The organism is Prauserella marina, from assembly GCF_002240355.1.
In the GTDB taxonomy this organism is placed as follows: domain Bacteria; phylum Actinomycetota; class Actinomycetes; order Mycobacteriales; family Pseudonocardiaceae; genus Prauserella_A; species Prauserella_A marina.
In genome coordinates, this window is the sequence record NZ_CP016354.1 from 66,413 (window position 1) to 83,790 (window position 17,378).

Below are 17,378 nucleotides of genomic sequence, written 5' to 3' on the forward strand. Positions count from 1 at the left end.
CGACGAGATGAGGCCCCATGACCCCGGCCATGCCTGACGCGTACCAGCCGCTGACCTACCAGCAGGTCGCGGACCTGGCCGAGCGGATGGCCACCGTGCTCGGCCCGGCGATGCTCACCAGTGACCCCGACCCGCTGGCACACGCGGCGTGGATGACGCACAAAACGCTTCACACGATCGCCCAGCTCCTCAAGCCCGAACCACGCGAGCCCGAAGGTCGGGCCGTGTGGCTGGACACGATCGCCGACTGCGCCAACCATGTGCGCCGGGCAGCGCACCGGCAGTGGGCATCCGAAGCCACCGACACCGACGTCGCGATGTTCACGGAGAACACGGCGATCACCAGCGCCGAGATCGGCGAAGCCCTACCGCCCGAGACCGCCACAGTGACTCTGGTGCTGCCCGATGGCATGACCAAGGTCGAGGTCACCCTGTCTACCGCTGGTCCTCGCGCCGCCGGGCCGGAGGGCTGGACGACGTGGGCCAGCGACAGCCCGCTTCCCCTGGCCCCGATCGACGGTCTGCGGCACCTCGAAATTCAGAGCCTGCTGACCAGCCTCAGCGAAGTGATCACGCAGGCGCTGCATCCGCAACTGCTGGAAGAATCATGACCGCACCGGACTTTCTGGCGGCGGCCGACCGGATTCCCCATGGGGAACCAATTTTGGATCGGGCGCGTGAGCGGGCGCGGCTGGCCGACCAGCTCCGCGCGGCCGCCGAGCAACTAACGCAGGTGCACGCATGACGGCCCGGTCGCGCCAGTCGACCAAACTGGCGTATGTGCTTGGCGAGCATTTCGGGGTGCGGGTCGAGGTCGCCTACGACGGTCCGCCCAGTCACGGCGGGCGCTACGGCGGCTGGATCGTGAGCTGGCCTGACGGCCCCACCACCGACACGATGCGCGCCGAGATCACCCGGCGGGCTCCGCGCTATCCCGCCGTGGACACGACGATCCTGCGCTTCCACCGGGGACGCACCGACCAAGGCGAAGCCGCCGCCGTGGTGGCCTGGCTGGCCGAGCATCCCGACCGCGTCGACGAGCTCGGCCACAACTCGTTCTTGCGGGAGACTGCCGTCGACGAGACCGATTTCCCCGAGCGGCTCGACGAGGCGGTGCAGCGCCGGGCCCGCGCGCTGCTCAGCCTCGACCGGGGTGGCGTGTCCCCCGCCGCGCTTGCCCAACTCGGCGACCGTGTCCGGCGCGGGGGCTGGGAGCAGGCCATGGACTGGCTCGATCAGCTCGCCGCCGTCGCCGAGGGCACCGCAGGCGACAACATCATCCCCGTCACCAGGAGGACCCGATGACCACTCCGACCATGCCCGACGAGGTGTTCCAGCCGCCGTCGCTACCCGCCAACGAGGTGCTGCTGCTCCTGGCTCTCGCCGAGTTCGACGCGATGGCCGCTGGGCACCACGGTGAACAGACTGGTATCGCACTCGTCCGGAACCGCGTCCAGGAGAGGGCGGGGTTCCCGAGTGTCGAAGTCCGATAGTCCGTGCCTCCGGTAGCCTGAGTCACGGCTGCCGCACGTCGCTGCCAGCTTCCGAACTGATCTGGTTGTTGGCGCGCTTAGCGCGGGCCAACAGTTCACGATGGCGTGGGATCACGCCGCGAAACGCTATTCGCGGATTGGTGCTGTTTGTGTCCTATAGGGACACAACGCCGCAGTTCACCCGGCTGGGGTAATCCCCATTTTCCACGCGACGTACCGCAGGTCGCGTCCTCCGGCATCGCGGCGGGCGGTGGTGAGCAGGCTACGGATCGCGTCGCGGGCGAAGACGTTTTTGCGGATCTGCTGGGGGGCAAGTTCTTGTGCGCGCGCGATGGCGCGGATGCCCTGGTCGCGGGTTTTGCGCTCGGCGAGCAGGCCGCGCCCGAGGTCGGCGTAGAAACTGGCCTGACGGCCCCGCGAGATCGTTTCGGGCCGGACTTGGGAAGCGAATTCGGCGACTTTGCCGCCCAGGCCCATTTCCGTACCGATGGAGACCTTGAAAATCGCGACGTTCGTTTTGCCGAACTGCATCACACCCGCGGGCCACGGGCTGAGATCGTGGCCGAGATGGTCAGCGATGTCGCTGGCCTCCGAAAGATGCGAGTCCGCATCGTCGCGGTTTCCCTGCGCCGCGGCGGCCAAGGCTGCCGTCAGGTGCGCCATCCCGCGCGTTTCCATCCGCTCGGGAGGTGCGGTGTCAGCCGCCTTGATGGCGAGTTCCTGCTGCCGAGGCCGATTGGTCGCGGACAAGAAGTGGGCGCGTCCCCAATCGGCCACGCCCTGCCACACGGGATCGTCCAGTTTCTGCGCGGCCTCGTCCATGCGGTCGACGGCCAGCGATGGCATCCCTGCCAGGCGCAGCCGCGACGAGATACTGCCTGCCACGTGGTACGCGGTGATCAGGGGAGCCAGCGCCTCACGCCCCACAACCGGGTCGGTGGCGGCAACCAGCAGATCACGAATCAGCGGCACGAGCCGGTCCACCTGGGTGGGGTAATCGCCCGCCCCCTTGCTTTGAGGATCCGACGTCGGGTTGTTGCGATCGGCGTGGAACGCGGCGAGATCCGCAAGGATGTCGGGAAGCGGCCGCCCTGGCGCATCGGGTACCTCGCCGATACGCCAGCCGCTGAGCACGTCAGCCAGGGTCGCCGCCGCTGTCGCGGTGGCCAGGTCGTTCTCCGGAGTGTCCGGCTCTCCGGTGAACTCCGAGGGCGCGACCTTGAGAGTGTTCGCGAGGGCTTCCAGAGTCTGCCGGTTCACCGGCTTCTCCCCGCGTTCGATCTTGCCCAGCCATCCGTAGGAGATCCCGGACAGATCGCTGGTTACGCGCAGCGACAGCCCACGACACGACCGAACTTCACGAATACGGCGACCCACGCCGAGGGTGTCGTTCATCGGCATCCCTTCGCAGAGTTGCCCCCTTCGCACGCCCCCGGTGATCAGCCGGGGGCCTCCTCCTGCGAAGGGAGTACCAGCCAGCGTACAGATGCCGCCGCAAGAAAATCGTTGAGCCGATGTTCTCTACCAACCCCAACGCCTGTGGCGTGCTCAGCCCATCCATTGGATGTCGAGCAGGTCCACGCGTTCATCCCAGTCGGAGATCAGGTAGCAGGCCAGCCCTTCCCCGTTAGGGCCGAACACCCAGGTGAGCACGCCGTCCGGGACGGCCGGGTTGAGGGGCGTGCCGTTTTCGGGGGTGATTTCCAGGACTGCGGCCAGTTCGCGCCAGGCGTGCAACGCTTCCCAGGGGAGCGCGTCGAGTTGGGCTTGCGTCGTGTCGTCGACGTGGATGCGGTACAACTGTGCGCCGGATTTAGATGCCTGCGTCGGCGCGGGTGGTCTCCAGCGGTTCATCCGCAGGCACCGGTCGCCCGGTGCGCAACTCCGCCGCACGGCGAACAACGTGGTGGAACCGATCGGGCTCGCGCTGGAGCACAGCCAGCCTCCGCCACTGTTCCAGCAGGGCGTGCAGCTCGGTGAGGTCCAACGTGCCCTTCATGCGCTCAAGCGTCTGAGCGAACTCTTGCTTGAATTGTTCCTGATCGGCAGGCAGCAGCGCCGCGCTGATCGCCTTTGGGTCCGCGCCCGGCCGCAAACTCGACGCGGGCGGTGGGCCCGCGGGGAGGGCGTGGTGCGCGGTCATGTCGGTCATCGTAGCCGCTACGGCCCCCGCTTGCGGTGACCGTGTCAGGGCACGGTGGCCGATTCGTCGACACCGTGCGCCAGGATCGCGTGGACTCGGATCTCCCGCTGAACGGTCAGGTGTCCCGAGCCTGGGCTGCGTGCCAGCGGTCGTTCAGTTGTCTCTTCCATCCCTTGGGGGGCGGCCACGCTACTCCCCACGCGGCAAGTTGTGCGCGGGTGAAGCCGCCCGCAGGGGTGCGAGCGGCTTCGATGTCGTCCGGGGAGGGCAACACTGGCAACTGCTCCTGTCGTGACGTGCTGAGGAGCGTCTCTTGCCTCGCTTGCGAGTGGCCCTGCACGACCGGAGAACCGGGATTGGAACGGGGGCCGGGCGTTCGCTTAGGCGGCCGATAGTCCGTGGTGTCGTGAATGTCGACCAAACCGACGGTGCCTGGTACCTCGACCTTAGTACGGCCGTGCCAGCGCACCCACAACGCCACCCGGCCGGCGTCGACCTCCGACAGCAGTTTTTGCAGGGACCAGACTTTCCCGTGCTTGTCGATCTCGATCGCCACCGCCGGTTGCTGCGCGGGCCGGGTGCAGACCAGGTCCAGCCGAGCGCGCTTCGGGCCGTTTTCGGTCATGCGGGTGATCCGGCCCTGTACCTCGTAGGCGACCTCCCATCCCTGCCTCTTGGCCCAGCGCACCGTTTCATCCGTGACCAGCCTCGTTGCCTGCACTGCGGTCAACCCGCTAAGCCGCAACGGCTTCAGGTGCCGGTACAGCGAAGCCGCCAAAGTCGTCGTCTCCTCACCCAGTGAAGCCATGCGGCCACGATAGAACTCCGGAAGCGGAGGTTCGATCGTCGTGGTGGCGGTGTGCCTTCCTGGCCCGGTGCCGGGTAGCGGGGTTAGGGCTGTCGGATGCGGCTGGTGAGGGCGCGGAGCAGGTCATCCAGCAGGGTGCTGGTGTCGGCGGTGACCGCGATGGCGGTGGCGGGTCGGTCGATGTCCGTGGTGGGGCGGATTTGGCCGCGGTGCTCGTCGAGCAGGGTCACTGCGACGGGGTGGTGGTCGTAGGTGGCGATGGTGGGGTTGAGCAGGATCGCGGCGGCGAGCGGGTCGTGCAATGGCCACGTTGGAAGTGTCGTCTCGGGGGTGGATTCCAGGACCCAGCCGGCCATGCGGCCCCAGAGCCGGTCGGTGTCGCGGGCGAGGCGGCGCAGCCACATGCGGGTGACGGTGGCGTGGCGGGTGACGTCCAGCGGGACGAGGGTGCGGTCGGCGAAGGGCGCGGACAGGACGGTGTCGGCGGCTTCGGGGTCGTGCCAGAGGTTGGCTTCGGCGTGTTCGCTGATGTTGCCTTTTTCGCGGTAGGCGCCGCCCATGATGACGAGTTTCTTGACGCGGTGCGGGAGGGCCGGGTCGGCGGTGATGGCCAGGGCGAGGTTGGTGAGGGGGCCCAGCGCGAGGACATGCAGTGTGCCGTTGTGGTCGTGGCTGGCTCGAAGGAGTTGCTCGACGGCGCTGTCGTCGGCGGGTTTGCGTTCGGGTGTGCCGCCGATGGCGGCGAGCAGGTCCTCGGGGTGGGATAGGTGCAGGGGTTGCGCGAGGGGTTCGGGCGCGCCAAGGGCGACCGGGGTGGTGTGGTCGTCGGCGAGTTCGAGGGCGCGGATTCCGTTGCGTGCGGCGGCGTAGGTGTCGACGTTGCCGTGGACCGCGCCGATACCGACGAGGTTCACCTGGGGTGCGCGGGCGAGCAGGATGAGCGCGAGCGCGTCATCGATGCCCCCGTCCTGGTCGATCAGGACGGGGATGGTGGGCGTGCTCACCGCGTGCCTCCTGCGGGTGTGGTGGTGCGGAACGACTCGACGATAGGGGAGCTGAGCGCGTCGGCGACCTGGGCCAGCCAGTCGGCTTCGGTGTCGAGCGCGTCGGTGGCGTGGTCGGGGGTTGGGGGTGGTTGCGGTGGCGGCTGGTCGTCGTTTCCCTGTTCGCGCAGAGCAGCCACGATCTCGGCGGCTTCGATGACCGCGGCGCGGTGGCTGCCGGTCAATCCTGCGGCCTCGGCGGCGGCCGCTGCGGCCTGGGCAGGTTCGTCGCGTCGGTAGGGCGCCAGCAGCAGGAGCCCGTCGCGGATGTCGATCACCCGGTCGCTGAGGCTGGTGCCGGTGGTCCACGCGGTGTGGGGGATGGCTTCGGTGAGCAGCTCCCACAGCGGCGTGAGCTGGAGACTGGTGCGCCGGTGGCGGGCGCGCAGGCGCAGATGCTCGACGCGGCCGGTGAGGTAGGTGAGCAGGAAGCCGGTGATCGCGATGGCCGCCGCCACGGCGGGGGAGCCGATCGCGATAAAACAGGACAGGTCGGAGACCGCGCTGAGGCACACGCCGGTTTCCCCGCCGGCGCCTTGGCGCGCGCCGGTGGCGGCGTTGCGGAACACGATGATGATGGTGGCGACGTTGTGGGCGACGGCCACGAGCGCGGCGAGAGTGAGCACGTGCAGGCCCATCCGCATGGTTCCGCCGGTGATCCGGGCGAACCGCTGGAATTGCCAGGCCATCTCGGCGACGGTGGCGCCGAAGAAGGTGGCATAGACCAGCGTGTAGACGATCAGGGACGGGTCGATGGCATACAGCCCGTCGAAGCTCCCGGTCAGCGGCACCGGGTGCGGCAGGGCGAACATCGTGACCATCACGGCGATCGCCGTGGCCAGCAGCGCGGCGCGGATGAGAATGCGGCGTCGTGCCTGCTGCGGGGAGTGGAGGATGCAGCTCACGAGGGCGCTGGCCGCGAACATGCCAACGAGCGTGGAGGAGTTGCCAATCAGCTTGAACAGGTCGCCCACGTATTGGTTGACCCACGCCTGCGAGGTCGGCGCGAACACCCCGAAGGTGAGGGCCATCGCGCCGACGAGCAGCACGCTGAACCGCACCGCTGGCGGGTTGTCGGTGGTGCGCAATCTGCGTAGTCGCAGCACGACCATCACCAGCGCGGCCGCCGACAGGCCATAGGACATCGCACTCGCGGACATGGGTTTCTCCGGTTATCCGAACGCGGCCTCGACGCGGCCGCGGAGCCCGCCGCGTGGAGTGCGGCGGTGCCGGTGGTGCTCGATCTGGGTGATCATTGACCGCGCGAAAGCTTCGGCTTCCTGTTCCTCGGCCGCGCCAGTGGTCGAGGTCAGCAGGTGCATGAACGCGGCGGGCTTCAGATCGGGGGCCAGTTGCTGGGCACGCTGATTGGTCAAAACGCAGTGCCCGGCGTGCTGGGGCAGCATGTGCCCGATCTCGTGCAGGATGATCACATCCTGATGCCAGGGGCTGGTGTTGGTGGGGTAGGCGATCACGTCGTGATCGGGCATCGCCCGCCAGGCCCCGGTGCTGTCGCCGGGGGCCCAGTGCAGTTCGCACAGGTCGATCGGCCGGTTCCGTGCCTGCTCAAGCTGATCCAGGAACACGTTCATGTCCCACGGGGCGGGGATCAGGGGGCGCAGTTGCTCGACACGGCGCTTGACGATGCGCCGCACGCCCCGGTCCACCGGTCCCGCCTCCATCACCGTCGATACGCGCGATCGGTTGCACCCGGCGGTCGCCCCGGCACGCGGCAAACTATTTATGACCGGTGAATCGTACATTTTCGACACAACCCCGTCAGCGGTTTTGATCAGCGAGGTTTACGTCGCTTCCGCTGGTCACGGGGACGCTGGTGATAGTCCTGCATCGTGTCCATCAGGTTGCTCACGGCTTTTCGGTCGCTTGGCGAGAGCGTCCATACTCGTTGCGCGATGCGCTCGATCTCCGCTTCCTCGACGAGCTGCTCCAGTTGTGGCGCGACTCTGGCGTACACCTCGTCATCGGTGAAGAACTCCGCCGGGAGTCCGAAGTAGTCAGTGAGCCGTTCGAGAAACGTTCCCGAGGGCTGTCCGCGTTTTCCGGTGCGCAGGTAGTAGATGTACTGCCTGCTCACGCCGAGGGCCTTGTGTAGTTCGAGATCGCTGTAGGGCGCGCGGTCCGGCGGGTGCATCCGGTCGATGACGTACTGGAATTTTTCGGCGAACGAACTAGGTCGTCCTGACATCACAGACTCCGAAACGAGGCGGGAGGGGCTTCGGCAACGCTGCACGCTGACGATACGTGTTAACAACCGTCGACAACAAACGACACCGATCGTAAGCAGCAGTTGTGACTATCCGGGGTACACGAGCGTGACTCAGAACCGCCGTTGACTAGGCCATTCAGGTGGAGTTGCACCCCCTTGGCCCGCGATCTCTGTTGACGCTCGCAGCGTGATCGTGTTTACAGTTACCGCTCTTGATGTAAACAAGGTAGGGGACGCTGGGGCATGAGGTCGGTGGCGCGGTGGGGCTGTGTCGTGGTCGCCGTGCCCGTGGTCTTGGTGCTCGCCGTGGTGTTTCTGGTGGTGTCCACGGAAGAACAGCCAGCCGTGGCCGCGGCGGGGCGGACGTGCTCGGTCGGGATGGCCGCCGATGGCACGGTCGCGGGGTTTGGGGAGGAATCGTTGGCGATCGCAGAGTCCATTGTGTCCGTGGGTGCCGCACGGGGTTTGCCGCCACAGGCATGGCAGATCGCGGTGCAGGCCGGGATGGCCGAGTCAGGCTTGCGGAACCTGGACTACGGGGACCGGGATTCGCTGGGCATTTTCCAGATGCGCCCGTCGATGGGCTGGGGCACACCGGAGCAATTGCAGGACGTGCACTACCAGATCAACAAGTTCTTCGATGTGCTGTTGGAGGTGCCGGGCTGGGAGGACATGCGGCCGGGTGAAGCGGCGCAGGCCGTGGAGCGCTCGGCGTTCCCGGAGCGGTATCACGAGTTCGAGGTGGCCGCGCAGCAGGTACTGGGCACGGTGCAGGGCATCGAGTGCGGAACGTTGGGGTCGGACGCGGCGGCGGCAGTGTTGTCGGCGGCCACCGATCAACTCGGGGTTCCCTACGCCTGGGGCGGCGGCACGCTCGACGGCCCAGGGCCGGGCATCGAGATCGACGCCGGCGTGGTGGGATTCGACTGCTCCGCGCTGGTTCGCTACGCCTTCCATCAGGGCACGCGCGGTGCGGTGACGCTGCCACGCACCTCGCGCGAGCAGTACGCGGCAACCTCCGGCGCCGACCTGACCGGGCAGGAACTCTTGCCCGGCGATCTGCTGTTCTACGGCACCGGCCCGTCCACGATCCACCACGTGGCCCTGTATCTGGGTGACGGGCAGATGGTCGAGGCACCGGAGTCGGGCAGCACGGTGCGCATCGCCCCGGCGCGCTTGGACGGCGACTTCTATCGCGCGACGAGGGTGCTGTGAACCGAATTCATGGACTATCCGGCGGCGTCGGTGATGTCGTCGACCAACCAGTTCCCGCCGGGCTGGCGGGTCAGTTTGAGCGTGACGGTGACCGGTTGCTCGGCGGGAAACGGCGGGTTCCGCGGGTCGTGCGCGCAGGAGGTGATCGCGGTTCCGCTGACCAGGTACCAGGTGCTGGTGTCAGTGCTGGGGGCTGCTTGCGCGACGTGTGCCTGCACCTCCCGGACGATGCGGGTGCAGTCCTGCCGCTGGAAATCCGCCCACGCCACACCGCCCCCACCGCCGCCGAACTGGTCGGTCAGTTCAGCGTGCAGGCGCGAGGTCGACAGTTCGGCTACCCGGTGCAGCCAGGCATCAGCGGCCGGATCGGTGGCCCGCAAGGAATGACGCGCCGCGAGCCACTCACCCGCGACCCGACCAGGATCGGCTTCGGTCGCGGCGCCGGTGGCCGACACGATGGTCTGAACCGACCCGCTCGGCCCGATCGGCGCGGGCGCGGCCGGTTCATTCTGCTCGGCGCCCAGCCAGTAGGCGCCCACGATGACCCCGCCCGCGACGAGCACCGCGGCGCCGGTCGCGGCGAGCACGCGCATCCGCCCGTTCATCACTGCCCCCTTGGTGCTGGTGTGCGGGCTGTTTCTACCAGGCGTGAGGTGATCAGGTGAGCGTCAGGCAGCCCGTGGTGGCCGGAGTGGACGGCGGGGTCGGCGCGCGCACCCTCGCGCTGGCGCTGGGTGTGACCGCACCCCCGGCCGAGCGCTACACGCCCTGCGACGTGCTGGTGTGCCGGGGAACCGTGCACTCACTTGCGTTGGCCGAGTGGCATGTGGACGCCGTGACCCGCTCGGGAAACCACCAGCCCGTCATCCTCGCCGTGCAAACCGACGCCGAGGGAATACCGCGCAACGCCCGCGCGAAGCTCACGATGCTGGAACCACACCTGCACGGCATCGTCCGCATGCCCTGGGTGTCGCGCTGGCGAGAAGTCGCCGACCCCTACACCGAAGCCGGGCAGCTTCTCCGCCGCGACCCCGCCGCTGTTCCCAAGCACCTGATCAAGTACCACGCCGCGGTCGTCGACGTCGCCGAGCGGCTGATGCGGCTTGTCACTAACACCACGCCGAATATGGCGTTATACACCCCTGGGTCGTGGGCCCCGCAACCATCACCTGCCGCGCCGGGGTCTGCGACCCCGTTCGCGTTTCATCCCGCCGGAGGTCACTAAATGTCCACCATCGTTGCCCTGCTCGCCGACACGGCCCTGCCCTGGCTGGCGCAGCAACCGTTTCCCGTCCCGGACCCCCAGCCGTCCCTGCCCCAAGAGTTGAACCAGTACAGCGACATGCTCGTGGGCGGGATGAAGGCGATCCTTATCGTCGCCGGCATGGCCGGTTTCTTGTTCGGTGCCATCAAGATTTCCGTCGGCAGCGCTGACCGCGGCGGCCTGGCCCAGCGAGGCTTCTCCAACGTAGGTACCGCGATGCTCGGACTGATGATCGGCAGCATCGCCTCCGTCATCGTCGGCCTTTTCGTGCTCTGACCGCCTTCGACAGCAGGAATCTCCTCATGGTGAGTTTGGACAATCCGCCCTCGGCGCGGCGCGGGAAGCGCATCGCGCTGGTCGTGGTTGGTGTGCTCGTGGTGGCCGCCCTGGCGGTGGCCGCGTTCCTGCTGGGACGTGACACCAGCGGTGAGAGCACTCCGCCACCACCTGCTACCTCGGCACCGGCTTCGTCAGACGCCGCCGTGCCTGCTCAGCCGCCAGAAGGGGTGCGCTGGCAGCGGTATCAGGGCGTGCTGTTGCCGCTGTCCGATGTGCACGGTCCCCGCCAGAACAGGGACGGTGTGGCCACCGGCTTCGCCCACACCTCCGAGGGTGCGCTGCTGGCCCTGGTGAATATCTACTACCGCGTCACCTTGGCGCCGGGTGAGCAGTGGCGCGAGATCGCCGAGCAGCAGATCGTCGGCGCGGGGCAGCAGGACTTCGTCGAGCAGATGTCCCACGCCGACCGTTCCGCGCTCCCGTCCCCGCCCCCGGTGGCCGGGTTCCGCGTCGTGTCTTTCGACGAGTCCACGGCGGTGATCACGCTCGTCGTCGGTTCCCCCGGCGGCTACATCGCGACCACCGAGGTGATGCGCTGGGCCGATGGGGATTGGCGCTACGCCCTGGACTCCGCCACCCCCTCACCGCCGCAGCGACTGAGTTCGCTGGAGGGCTACGTCCCCTGGAACGGGAGCTGAGCGGCGATGCCTGATGTGTGCCGGATGCCGATCATCTCCACGTTCTGCGCGGCCGACGCCGTGGGTGATGCGGCGGGGGAAGTCGTGGGAGACGCGGCCAGCGACGCCGCCGCGAGCGTGGCCACGAGCGCTTTCGACAAGGTCGCCGAGTCCGCCGGGGCGTGGGCGGGCGACTTGTTGGTGCGGGCGATGACGTGGTGGGTGCAAACCCCCACGGTCAACCCCGACACCGACGCGGTGCGCATCGCGCAGAGCTGGACGATCCCGATCGCGATCACGATCTTGATGGTGTCGCTGCTGTGGCAGTGCATCCGGCTGGTCCTGTCCAACCGCAAGGACCCGCTGGTCAACATCGCTACCGGTCTCGTGCGCTACGTCGTGATCGTGACCGTGGGCCTGTCGGTGCTGGCCGGGGCCATCACAGCCGGGGACGCGTTGTCCCAAGCGATGATCGGCGAGACAGCCCGCAACTTCGGCGTCCACATGCAGGAGATGCTCACCCGCGAAGTCATTCAGAATCCGTTCGGGTTGCTGATGATCGGCCTGCTGCTGGCGCTGGTGGCGTTCTTCCAGTGGATTCTCGGGTTCCTGCGCCAGGCGGGGATCCTGATCCTCGCGGCGATGATCCCCCTGGCGGCCTCCGGTTCGCTCAACGAGGGCACCAAGCCCTGGTGGCCCAGGTTGGCCACCGCCGCGATCGCCCTCGTCGTCTACAAACCCATGGCCGCCTTCATCTACATGCTCGGGTTCACGTTCATCGGGGAAGGCCGTGATCTGGGCACCGTCATGGTCGGCATGATGATCCTGATCCTGTCGCTGTTCGCGCTGCCCGCGCTGATGCGGTTCTTCTCCTGGGCCGAGACCAGCATCGGGGCCCGCGCCGGCGGGGGCGGCGGCCTGGCCACCGGGGCGGCGATGATCGCCGCAGGTGCCGCAGCCCGCAGCGGCGGGCGCGCTTCCGCGCCCGCGATGGCCGGAACCATGACCTCCACCGGGCCCGGCACCGGCGCCGGGAACTCGGGCACGTTCGGGATGCCCGGCGGCAGCCGCACCCTCGACCGGCCCACCAGCAGCAGCGGTAACGGCGACTCTGGGGTAGGCGCAGCCTCGGGGGCGGCGACCACGGCTGGTGCGGGTGCCGATCACGCACACACCGCCACCTCGACTCCTTCGGGGGCGGCCCCGGCGACGGGGCCAGCAGGTTCCACGATGGCCGGGACCGCACCAACCAGCAGCCCATCCGGCGCGCGCGCCACCGGCGCGGCGGGAGCTGCCGCCTCCGGCGGAACGTCCTCCCCGACCGGCAGCCGAACCAGCAGCACAGGGGCTGCCGGAGCGGCGGGAGCGCTCCAGCAGGGCTATCAGGCTGGACAGGCCGCCGCGAACGAAGTCACCCGCGGCGCCACTCCACCTGCCTCTACTGGCGATGACGACACTCGCAAAGGAAAGACCCTATGACCACCGCACCAGAGCCGGTCACCTACGGAAACTGGCGCAAGGCCCGGGGACTGGGTATCGGGCACCTGTCCCCGGCCCAAAGTCTGGTCCTGGTGGGCTGCGTGGGCGTGCCGACCCTGGCGTCCTCACTGCTGGGCCTGATCGAGACACTGCCGCTCATCGGCGTGGCTGTGGTGGTGGCGCTGCTGCTGGTGGTGCGGGTACGCGGCACCACCCCCGCCGAAGTCATCGTGCGCGCGGCCAGGTTCAGCATGGCCCGCAAACGCGGCTGGGCCGATCTGTCCGGCGGGATGCTCACCGACCATCCCCGCGGCCACGACCTTCCCGGTGTCATGGCCCCGCTCGCGCCACTGTCCACAGACGACGGACGCGGCGGGAAGCAGGGCTTGCTGTGGCATCGCCGTAGCGGGCACATCACCGCAGTACTGCGCGTGTCTCCGCTCGGTGTCGAGCTGGCCGACTCCAGCGATGTCGACGCCTGGGTCGCCAACTGGGGAGCGTTCCTCGCGGATTTGGGCTACCGGCCGATGATCGACCATGTCGCCATCACCACCGACACCGTGCCCGCCGGGGGTTCCTCCAGCCGCGACTACATCGCCGAACGTATCGACCCCACCAGTCCGCCCGCAGCGCAAGCGGTGATGCGGGAGCTGGCCGAGCTCACCCCGGACGCCGTGGCCGACGTCGACACCCGTATCTCGATCACGTTCGACCCGGCGGTGGCCCCGATCAAACCGGACGACTTGCTTGCCGCCGCTGCCGAGGTCACCCGTTGGCTTCCCGGGGTCGAGCAGATGCTCGCCCCCTGCGGCATCGCCTACAACAACCGGCTCACCGCCGAGGAGATCACCGCGATCCTGCGCACCGCCTACGATCCGGCCGCCCGCGCCGACGCCGCCCGGTCGCTGACCTCTCCCAACCGGCACGAACTTCTCCGCTGGGAAGAGGCCGGCCCCGTGCGCGCCACGGAGGAATGGGACCTATGGCGCCACGACTCCGCGATCTCGGTGACGTGGGCACTCACCGAAGCACCCCGGCAAGCGGTGATCTCGCAAGTGTTGCTGCCACTCCTGTCGCCCGGCCCCTACGCCCGCCGCGTCACACTCCTCTACCGCCCGTTTCCCGCCGAGGACGCCGCGCGCAAGCTGGAATCCGAGATCAGCAACACGGTGATCCGGCAGTGGTGGAACCGCACCACCCAGCGCGACACCACCCAGCGCGACATCGACGACAACGCCCAAGCCCGCCAAGCCGCCCGTGAGGAATCCGCCGGCGCCGGGGTCGGCACCTTCACCCTCTACGTCTCCACCTCCGTGCCCCACGCCGACTTCCTGCCCGCCGCGATCGCCGACGTCGAACAACGAGCAGGGCAAGCGAAACTGCGGCTGCGGCGCCTCAACGGCGCCCACGCCGCAGGCTTCGCGGCCGCCCTGGGCATGGGCATCGACCCCGCCACCACCACAGGCAAGGCCCGCCGATGAACTCCACCGATCCCCAAACCCACGACACCGACCATCCCGCAACCGACACCGCGCTTCTACAGCTGCCGCCGGGCATCGTCGACCCCACCACCGCGTGGGAGATCTACCGCCGCCGCCCCCGCCCAGCCTGGTGGGGCTGGCCCGTCCGCCACGGTGGACGCTCGGCCAACGTCGAAGCGGGAACCCTGTTCCAGGGCACCACCACCCAGGTGTGCGGGCTGTTTCCCTTCGCCTCCGGGTCCGGCTCCGCCCCTCGCGGCGTACCGGTCGGGCGGCACATGTTCACCGCCGAGCCCGTCGGCATCGACATCGGCGAGTGGCTGCGCACCGGTCAGATCTCCAACAGTGGTGTCTGGGTCCAAGGACAGCCGGGTATCGGCAAGAGCGCCATCGTGAAACGCCTGGCCCTGGGCATGGCCGCCTTCGGCAACACTGTGGTGATCCCCGGCGATGTCAAAGGCGAGTACTCGCCACTAGTGGAACTGCTAGACGGCCGTGTGTTCCGCATCGGCCGTGGATCCGGGTTGCACGCCATCAACCCCCTCGACGGCGGCCCGCTGCGCGGCGCCCTCGCCCAAGCCTCCACCGCCGACGTTCGTACCGACCTCGCCGAGAAACTCCGCGCCCGCCAGATCTCCCTACTAGAGGCGTTGATCGTGATCGTGCGGCGCACCCCGATGACCGTCACCGAACGGGTTGTCCTCGGCCGCGCCATCGACGCCGCCCTCACCGCCGCCGCGCCCGCCGCGCCGGTCATTCCCGATGTGCTGCGGGTGCTGCGCAACGCCCCCGCCGACCTGCTGGAGGCCGCGCACTGCGCCGATGCCCGCGAGTTCGGCCGCGACCAGCGCGACCTCATCAACAGCCTGCACCTGATCGTCGACGGCGCCATCAAAGGAATGTTCGACCGGCCCTCCACCGTCACCGTCGACCCCGACATCAGTGCCCTGTCACTGGATCTGTCCGAACTGGCCGATGAGGATGACGCGGTCATCGCCGCGGCGATGCTGTGCTCGTGGTCCTGGTCGGCCGCGATGATCGACGCCGCCCGCGCCAGCGCGCATGCCCGCAACGTGTTGCTCATCCAAGACGAACTGTGGCGGGCCCTGCGCGTCGCGCCCGGCCTGGTCGAGCACGCCGACCAGCTCACCCGCCTCAACCGCCACCGCGGCGTCGTGCAGATTCAGGTCACCCACTCCCTGGACGACCTCAACGCCCTGCCCACCGAAGAAGACCGCGCGAAAGCCCGCGGCATGGCCGGGCGCGCCAACGTGATGCTCCTCGGCGGCTCCACCCTGGCCGACATCACCGCCCTCGGCGACATCGTGCGCATCTCCAGCCGCGAAGCCCAGCTTGTGGCGAGCTGGTCGGCACCGGAAACCTGGGCCACCGGAGGCCAGCACCCCGGCCGGGGTCGCTACCTGATCAAATCCGGGCAGCGGATCGGGCTGCCCGTGGAAATGCCCCTCACCCCCACCGAACGCGACCTGTTCAACACCGACACCGCCTGGCTGCGGGACCGCCGATGAGCCCCCTGCCCGAGAAACCCGCCGGTCCCCGCGATCCCCAACTGCGTTACCTGTTCGGCGGCCTGGGCCTGCTCGTGGCCGTGGCCGGCGGGGTATGGCTGTCCGCGAAACTCGGCGACACCTTCGCCGGAACCGACTCCGACATCGGCACCAACCCGCTGGCGTGGCTGCTGCGCCTGGTCACCGGGCAGGCCACGTGGCCCGGCACCGCCGCCACCGTGAGCGCCGCCGTACTCGCCGTGCTCGCGACCGGCCTGGCCGTGCTCGCGACCCGATTGTTCCGCCGGGTTCGGGGTCGGTCCGGCACGACGATCGATGCGCAGAGCCGCCACCTGGCCACCCCCGCCGACGCCCGCGACCTCGGCCGTAAAGCCACCGCCAAGAAAGCGGCGCGGCTGCGGCCCGGAGGAATCGACAACCGGCCTGGACAGGCAGGGATCTACCTCGGTGACCTGGTCGGCACAGTGCAGGACGTGCACGCCTCCTTCGAAGACACCATGGTGCTCATCGCCGGACCCCGGAAAGGGAAATCAACGATCTGGGTCATCCCCATGGCTGTGGAAGCCCCCGGCCCTGTCGTGCTCACCTCGAACAAACGCGACGTCCACGACGCCACCCGCGACGTCCGCGCCCGCACCGGGCACGTCTGGGCGTTCGACCCCAACGACAAATTGGGCCTGCGGCAGGACTTCTGGTTCGACCTGCCCGGGGAAATCACCAGCATCGACGTCGCTCGCGAAGTCGCCTCGCACTTCGCGATGGGTGACCGTGCCGCCGATGCCCGCACCGACGCCTATTTCGACAAAGAAGGCGAGACACTGCTGGCCCGGCTGCTGCTGGCCACCGCCCGCGGCCAAGCCACCCTGTCCGACACCTTCCGATGGGTGCAAAACCCCTACGACCGCACCCCCGTCGACCTCCTAACTCGCAGCGGTGACCTGCTTTCCGCCGAAGCCCTGGAGGCCCAAGCCGAGCTTCCCGACAAGCAGCGCGAAGGCGTCTACGGCACCGCACGCTCATTCCTGAGCTGCCTGGAGAATCCCGACATCCTGCGCTGGGTCACTCCACCGAAACACACCCTGCCCCGGTTCATCGCCTCGGATTTCGTGGCCTCCACCGACACGCTGCACAGCCTGTCCGAGGAAGGCGAAGGCAGCGCCGGTCCCTTGGTGGCCGCGCTGACCACAGCGGTGTTCAACGCGGGCCGCCGTCGAGCCTCCCGCTCCCCCAGCGGGCGGCTCGACCCGCCCTGCCTGTCGATTCTGGACGAAGCGGCCAACGTCGTGCGCCTGCGGCGACTGCCCGCGCTGTACTCGCATTTCGGGTCCCAGGGGCTGCCGACGGTGACCGTGCTGCAATCGTGGTCCCAAGGCGTCGGAGTCTGGGGCGAGGCCGGGATGAAAGCCCTGTGGGGCGCGGCCACCGTTCGTATCTACGGTGGCGGCGGCGCCGACCCCGCCTGGCTGCACGACCTGTCCCAGATGGTCGGCACCTACGACCGCCCCAAAACCAGCCTCTCCACCGGACGCGGTGGCACCAACGTTAACCACGACGCCACCGACCGCCCCATCTACCCCGTCTCCGACCTCGCCAGTCTCCCCGCAGGACGGGCCGTCGCGTTCATCTCCCAGCACCGCCCGATGCTGCTGCGCACCCGGCCCTGGATGACCGGCCCCTACGCCAACGACATCCGCGACTCGCTCGCCCGCTGGGACCCCCAGCCCTCCCTGTGACAACACC

21 protein-coding genes are annotated in these 17,378 nt (G+C 68.7%); 12 read left to right on the plus strand and 9 right to left on the minus strand.

Features of this window, described 5'->3' with window-relative positions:
- Nucleotides 1–17: 17 nt before the first annotated feature.
- From BAY61_RS32330 to BAY61_RS32340, 4 genes are read left to right on the plus strand one after another with little or no spacing between them, the layout of a single operon-like run.
- Nucleotides 18–611 (plus strand): hypothetical protein, encoded by a 594-nt coding sequence (locus BAY61_RS32330; protein WP_091810698.1) that lies wholly within the window; start codon nucleotides 18–20, stop codon nucleotides 609–611.
- Nucleotides 608–745, plus strand: coding sequence for a hypothetical protein (locus BAY61_RS33275; RefSeq protein WP_170140336.1), 138 nt, complete (start codon nucleotides 608–610; stop codon nucleotides 743–745). Before BAY61_RS32330 ends, BAY61_RS33275 begins: the two co-directional genes overlap by 4 nt.
- Complete coding sequence (locus tag BAY61_RS32335; RefSeq protein WP_091810697.1) at nucleotides 742–1,305, plus strand: anti-sigma factor; 564 nt, start codon at nucleotides 742–744, stop codon at nucleotides 1,303–1,305. Before BAY61_RS33275 ends, BAY61_RS32335 begins: the two co-directional genes overlap by 4 nt.
- The gene (locus BAY61_RS32340) at nucleotides 1,302–1,493 is read left to right on the plus strand and encodes a hypothetical protein (RefSeq protein WP_091810696.1); all 192 of its coding nucleotides are present in this window, start codon (nucleotides 1,302–1,304) and stop codon (nucleotides 1,491–1,493) included. Before BAY61_RS32335 ends, BAY61_RS32340 begins: the two co-directional genes overlap by 4 nt.
- Nucleotides 1,494–1,670: 177 nt before the next feature.
- Here the strand turns inward: BAY61_RS32340 and BAY61_RS32345 are convergent, their stop codons facing one another.
- The 8 genes from BAY61_RS32345 to BAY61_RS32375 form a co-directional block, all read right to left on the minus strand.
- Nucleotides 1,671–2,888, minus strand: coding sequence for a helix-turn-helix domain-containing protein (locus tag BAY61_RS32345; RefSeq protein ID WP_091810695.1), 1,218 nt, complete (start codon nucleotides 2,886–2,888; stop codon nucleotides 1,671–1,673).
- A gap of 153 nt (nucleotides 2,889–3,041) precedes the next feature.
- On the minus strand, nucleotides 3,042–3,347 hold the full coding sequence (locus BAY61_RS32350; protein ID WP_146225293.1) for a hypothetical protein: 306 nt from the start codon (nucleotides 3,345–3,347) through the stop codon (nucleotides 3,042–3,044).
- Entirely contained in the window at nucleotides 3,307–3,636 is a 330-nt protein-coding gene (locus BAY61_RS32355; protein ID WP_091810739.1) for a DUF6247 family protein, read from the minus strand. The genes BAY61_RS32350 and BAY61_RS32355 overlap by 41 nt, the downstream gene beginning before the upstream one ends.
- Before the next feature lie 115 nt (nucleotides 3,637–3,751).
- Nucleotides 3,752–4,444 carry a hypothetical protein gene (locus BAY61_RS32360; protein ID WP_091810693.1) on the minus strand — a complete coding sequence of 231 codons (693 nt, stop codon included), beginning with the start codon at nucleotides 4,442–4,444 and terminating at the stop codon, nucleotides 3,752–3,754.
- Nucleotides 4,445–4,527: 83 nt separating this feature from the next.
- Nucleotides 4,528–5,448: a nucleoside hydrolase gene (locus tag BAY61_RS33280; protein WP_170140337.1), complete on the minus strand. Its 921-nt coding sequence runs from the start codon at nucleotides 5,446–5,448 to the stop codon at nucleotides 4,528–4,530.
- The gene (locus BAY61_RS33285; protein ID WP_170140338.1) at nucleotides 5,445–6,647 is read right to left on the minus strand and encodes an MAB_1171c family putative transporter; all 1,203 of its coding nucleotides are present in this window, start codon (nucleotides 6,645–6,647) and stop codon (nucleotides 5,445–5,447) included. The genes BAY61_RS33280 and BAY61_RS33285 overlap by 4 nt, the downstream gene beginning before the upstream one ends.
- A 12-nt stretch (nucleotides 6,648–6,659) precedes the next feature.
- The gene (locus tag BAY61_RS32370) at nucleotides 6,660–7,142 is read right to left on the minus strand and encodes a hypothetical protein (RefSeq protein WP_170140339.1); all 483 of its coding nucleotides are present in this window, start codon (nucleotides 7,140–7,142) and stop codon (nucleotides 6,660–6,662) included.
- A gap of 137 nt (nucleotides 7,143–7,279) precedes the next feature.
- Nucleotides 7,280–7,693, minus strand: coding sequence for a helix-turn-helix domain-containing protein (locus tag BAY61_RS32375; protein WP_091810691.1), 414 nt, complete (start codon nucleotides 7,691–7,693; stop codon nucleotides 7,280–7,282).
- Nucleotides 7,694–7,987: 294 nt separating this feature from the next.
- On the opposite strand from BAY61_RS32375, the gene BAY61_RS32380 reads away from it, so the two are divergent.
- The gene (locus BAY61_RS32380; RefSeq protein WP_245866331.1) at nucleotides 7,988–8,929 is read left to right on the plus strand and encodes an NlpC/P60 family protein; all 942 of its coding nucleotides are present in this window, start codon (nucleotides 7,988–7,990) and stop codon (nucleotides 8,927–8,929) included.
- A gap of 14 nt (nucleotides 8,930–8,943) precedes the next feature.
- On the opposite strand, the gene BAY61_RS32385 is transcribed toward BAY61_RS32380, so the two are convergent.
- On the minus strand, nucleotides 8,944–9,534 hold the full coding sequence (locus tag BAY61_RS32385) for a hypothetical protein (RefSeq protein ID WP_143021490.1): 591 nt from the start codon (nucleotides 9,532–9,534) through the stop codon (nucleotides 8,944–8,946).
- A gap of 56 nt (nucleotides 9,535–9,590) precedes the next feature.
- Between BAY61_RS32385 and BAY61_RS32390 the strand changes: the two genes are divergently transcribed.
- From BAY61_RS32390 to BAY61_RS32420, 7 genes are read left to right on the plus strand one after another with little or no spacing between them, the layout of a single operon-like run.
- Complete coding sequence (locus tag BAY61_RS32390) at nucleotides 9,591–10,154, plus strand: hypothetical protein (protein ID WP_091810688.1); 564 nt, start codon at nucleotides 9,591–9,593, stop codon at nucleotides 10,152–10,154.
- The gene (locus BAY61_RS32395; protein WP_091810687.1) at nucleotides 10,155–10,469 is read left to right on the plus strand and encodes a hypothetical protein; all 315 of its coding nucleotides are present in this window, start codon (nucleotides 10,155–10,157) and stop codon (nucleotides 10,467–10,469) included.
- A gap of 26 nt (nucleotides 10,470–10,495) precedes the next feature.
- The gene (locus BAY61_RS32400) at nucleotides 10,496–11,170 is read left to right on the plus strand and encodes a DUF8175 domain-containg protein (protein WP_091810686.1); all 675 of its coding nucleotides are present in this window, start codon (nucleotides 10,496–10,498) and stop codon (nucleotides 11,168–11,170) included.
- 24 nt (nucleotides 11,171–11,194) lie between these two features.
- On the plus strand, nucleotides 11,195–12,628 hold the full coding sequence (locus BAY61_RS32405; protein ID WP_091810685.1) for a TrbL/VirB6 family protein: 1,434 nt from the start codon (nucleotides 11,195–11,197) through the stop codon (nucleotides 12,626–12,628).
- The gene (locus BAY61_RS32410; protein ID WP_091810684.1) at nucleotides 12,625–14,109 is read left to right on the plus strand and encodes an SCO6880 family protein; all 1,485 of its coding nucleotides are present in this window, start codon (nucleotides 12,625–12,627) and stop codon (nucleotides 14,107–14,109) included. Before BAY61_RS32405 ends, BAY61_RS32410 begins: the two co-directional genes overlap by 4 nt.
- The gene (locus BAY61_RS32415; RefSeq protein WP_091810683.1) at nucleotides 14,106–15,638 is read left to right on the plus strand and encodes a hypothetical protein; all 1,533 of its coding nucleotides are present in this window, start codon (nucleotides 14,106–14,108) and stop codon (nucleotides 15,636–15,638) included. The genes BAY61_RS32410 and BAY61_RS32415 overlap by 4 nt, the downstream gene beginning before the upstream one ends.
- Nucleotides 15,635–17,371: a type IV secretory system conjugative DNA transfer family protein gene (locus tag BAY61_RS32420; protein WP_091810682.1), complete on the plus strand. Its 1,737-nt coding sequence runs from the start codon at nucleotides 15,635–15,637 to the stop codon at nucleotides 17,369–17,371. Before BAY61_RS32415 ends, BAY61_RS32420 begins: the two co-directional genes overlap by 4 nt.
- Nucleotides 17,372–17,378: the final 7 nt, after the last annotated feature.

Bases quoted from the DNA above. Each gene is read 5' to 3' on its own strand.
- BAY61_RS32330 (WP_091810698.1), top strand. From the start codon at position 18: ATGACCCCGGCCATGCCTGACGCGTACCAGCCGCTGACCTACCAGCAG.
- BAY61_RS32340 (WP_091810696.1), top strand. From the start codon at position 1,302: ATGACCACTCCGACCATGCCCGACGAGGTGTTCCAGCCGCCGTCGCTA.
- BAY61_RS32350 (WP_146225293.1), bottom strand. From the start codon at position 3,347: ATGAACCGCTGGAGACCACCCGCGCCGACGCAGGCATCTAAATCCGGC.
- BAY61_RS32385 (WP_143021490.1), bottom strand. From the start codon at position 9,534: ATGAACGGGCGGATGCGCGTGCTCGCCGCGACCGGCGCCGCGGTGCTC.
- BAY61_RS32415 (WP_091810683.1), top strand. From the start codon at position 14,106: ATGAACTCCACCGATCCCCAAACCCACGACACCGACCATCCCGCAACC.
- BAY61_RS32335 (WP_091810697.1), top strand. From the start codon at position 742: ATGACGGCCCGGTCGCGCCAGTCGACCAAACTGGCGTATGTGCTTGGC.
- BAY61_RS32420 (WP_091810682.1), top strand. From the start codon at position 15,635: ATGAGCCCCCTGCCCGAGAAACCCGCCGGTCCCCGCGATCCCCAACTG.
- BAY61_RS32410 (WP_091810684.1), top strand. From the start codon at position 12,625: ATGACCACCGCACCAGAGCCGGTCACCTACGGAAACTGGCGCAAGGCC.
- BAY61_RS32345 (WP_091810695.1), bottom strand. From the start codon at position 2,888: ATGAACGACACCCTCGGCGTGGGTCGCCGTATTCGTGAAGTTCGGTCG.
- BAY61_RS32400 (WP_091810686.1), top strand. From the start codon at position 10,496: ATGGTGAGTTTGGACAATCCGCCCTCGGCGCGGCGCGGGAAGCGCATC.
- BAY61_RS32395 (WP_091810687.1), top strand. From the start codon at position 10,155: ATGTCCACCATCGTTGCCCTGCTCGCCGACACGGCCCTGCCCTGGCTG.
- BAY61_RS33275 (WP_170140336.1), top strand. From the start codon at position 608: ATGACCGCACCGGACTTTCTGGCGGCGGCCGACCGGATTCCCCATGGG.
- BAY61_RS32355 (WP_091810739.1), bottom strand. From the start codon at position 3,636: ATGACCGCGCACCACGCCCTCCCCGCGGGCCCACCGCCCGCGTCGAGT.
- BAY61_RS32405 (WP_091810685.1), top strand. From the start codon at position 11,195: ATGCCGATCATCTCCACGTTCTGCGCGGCCGACGCCGTGGGTGATGCG.
- BAY61_RS32360 (WP_091810693.1), bottom strand. From the start codon at position 4,444: ATGGCTTCACTGGGTGAGGAGACGACGACTTTGGCGGCTTCGCTGTAC.
- BAY61_RS33285 (WP_170140338.1), bottom strand. From the start codon at position 6,647: ATGTCCGCGAGTGCGATGTCCTATGGCCTGTCGGCGGCCGCGCTGGTG.
- BAY61_RS32375 (WP_091810691.1), bottom strand. From the start codon at position 7,693: ATGTCAGGACGACCTAGTTCGTTCGCCGAAAAATTCCAGTACGTCATC.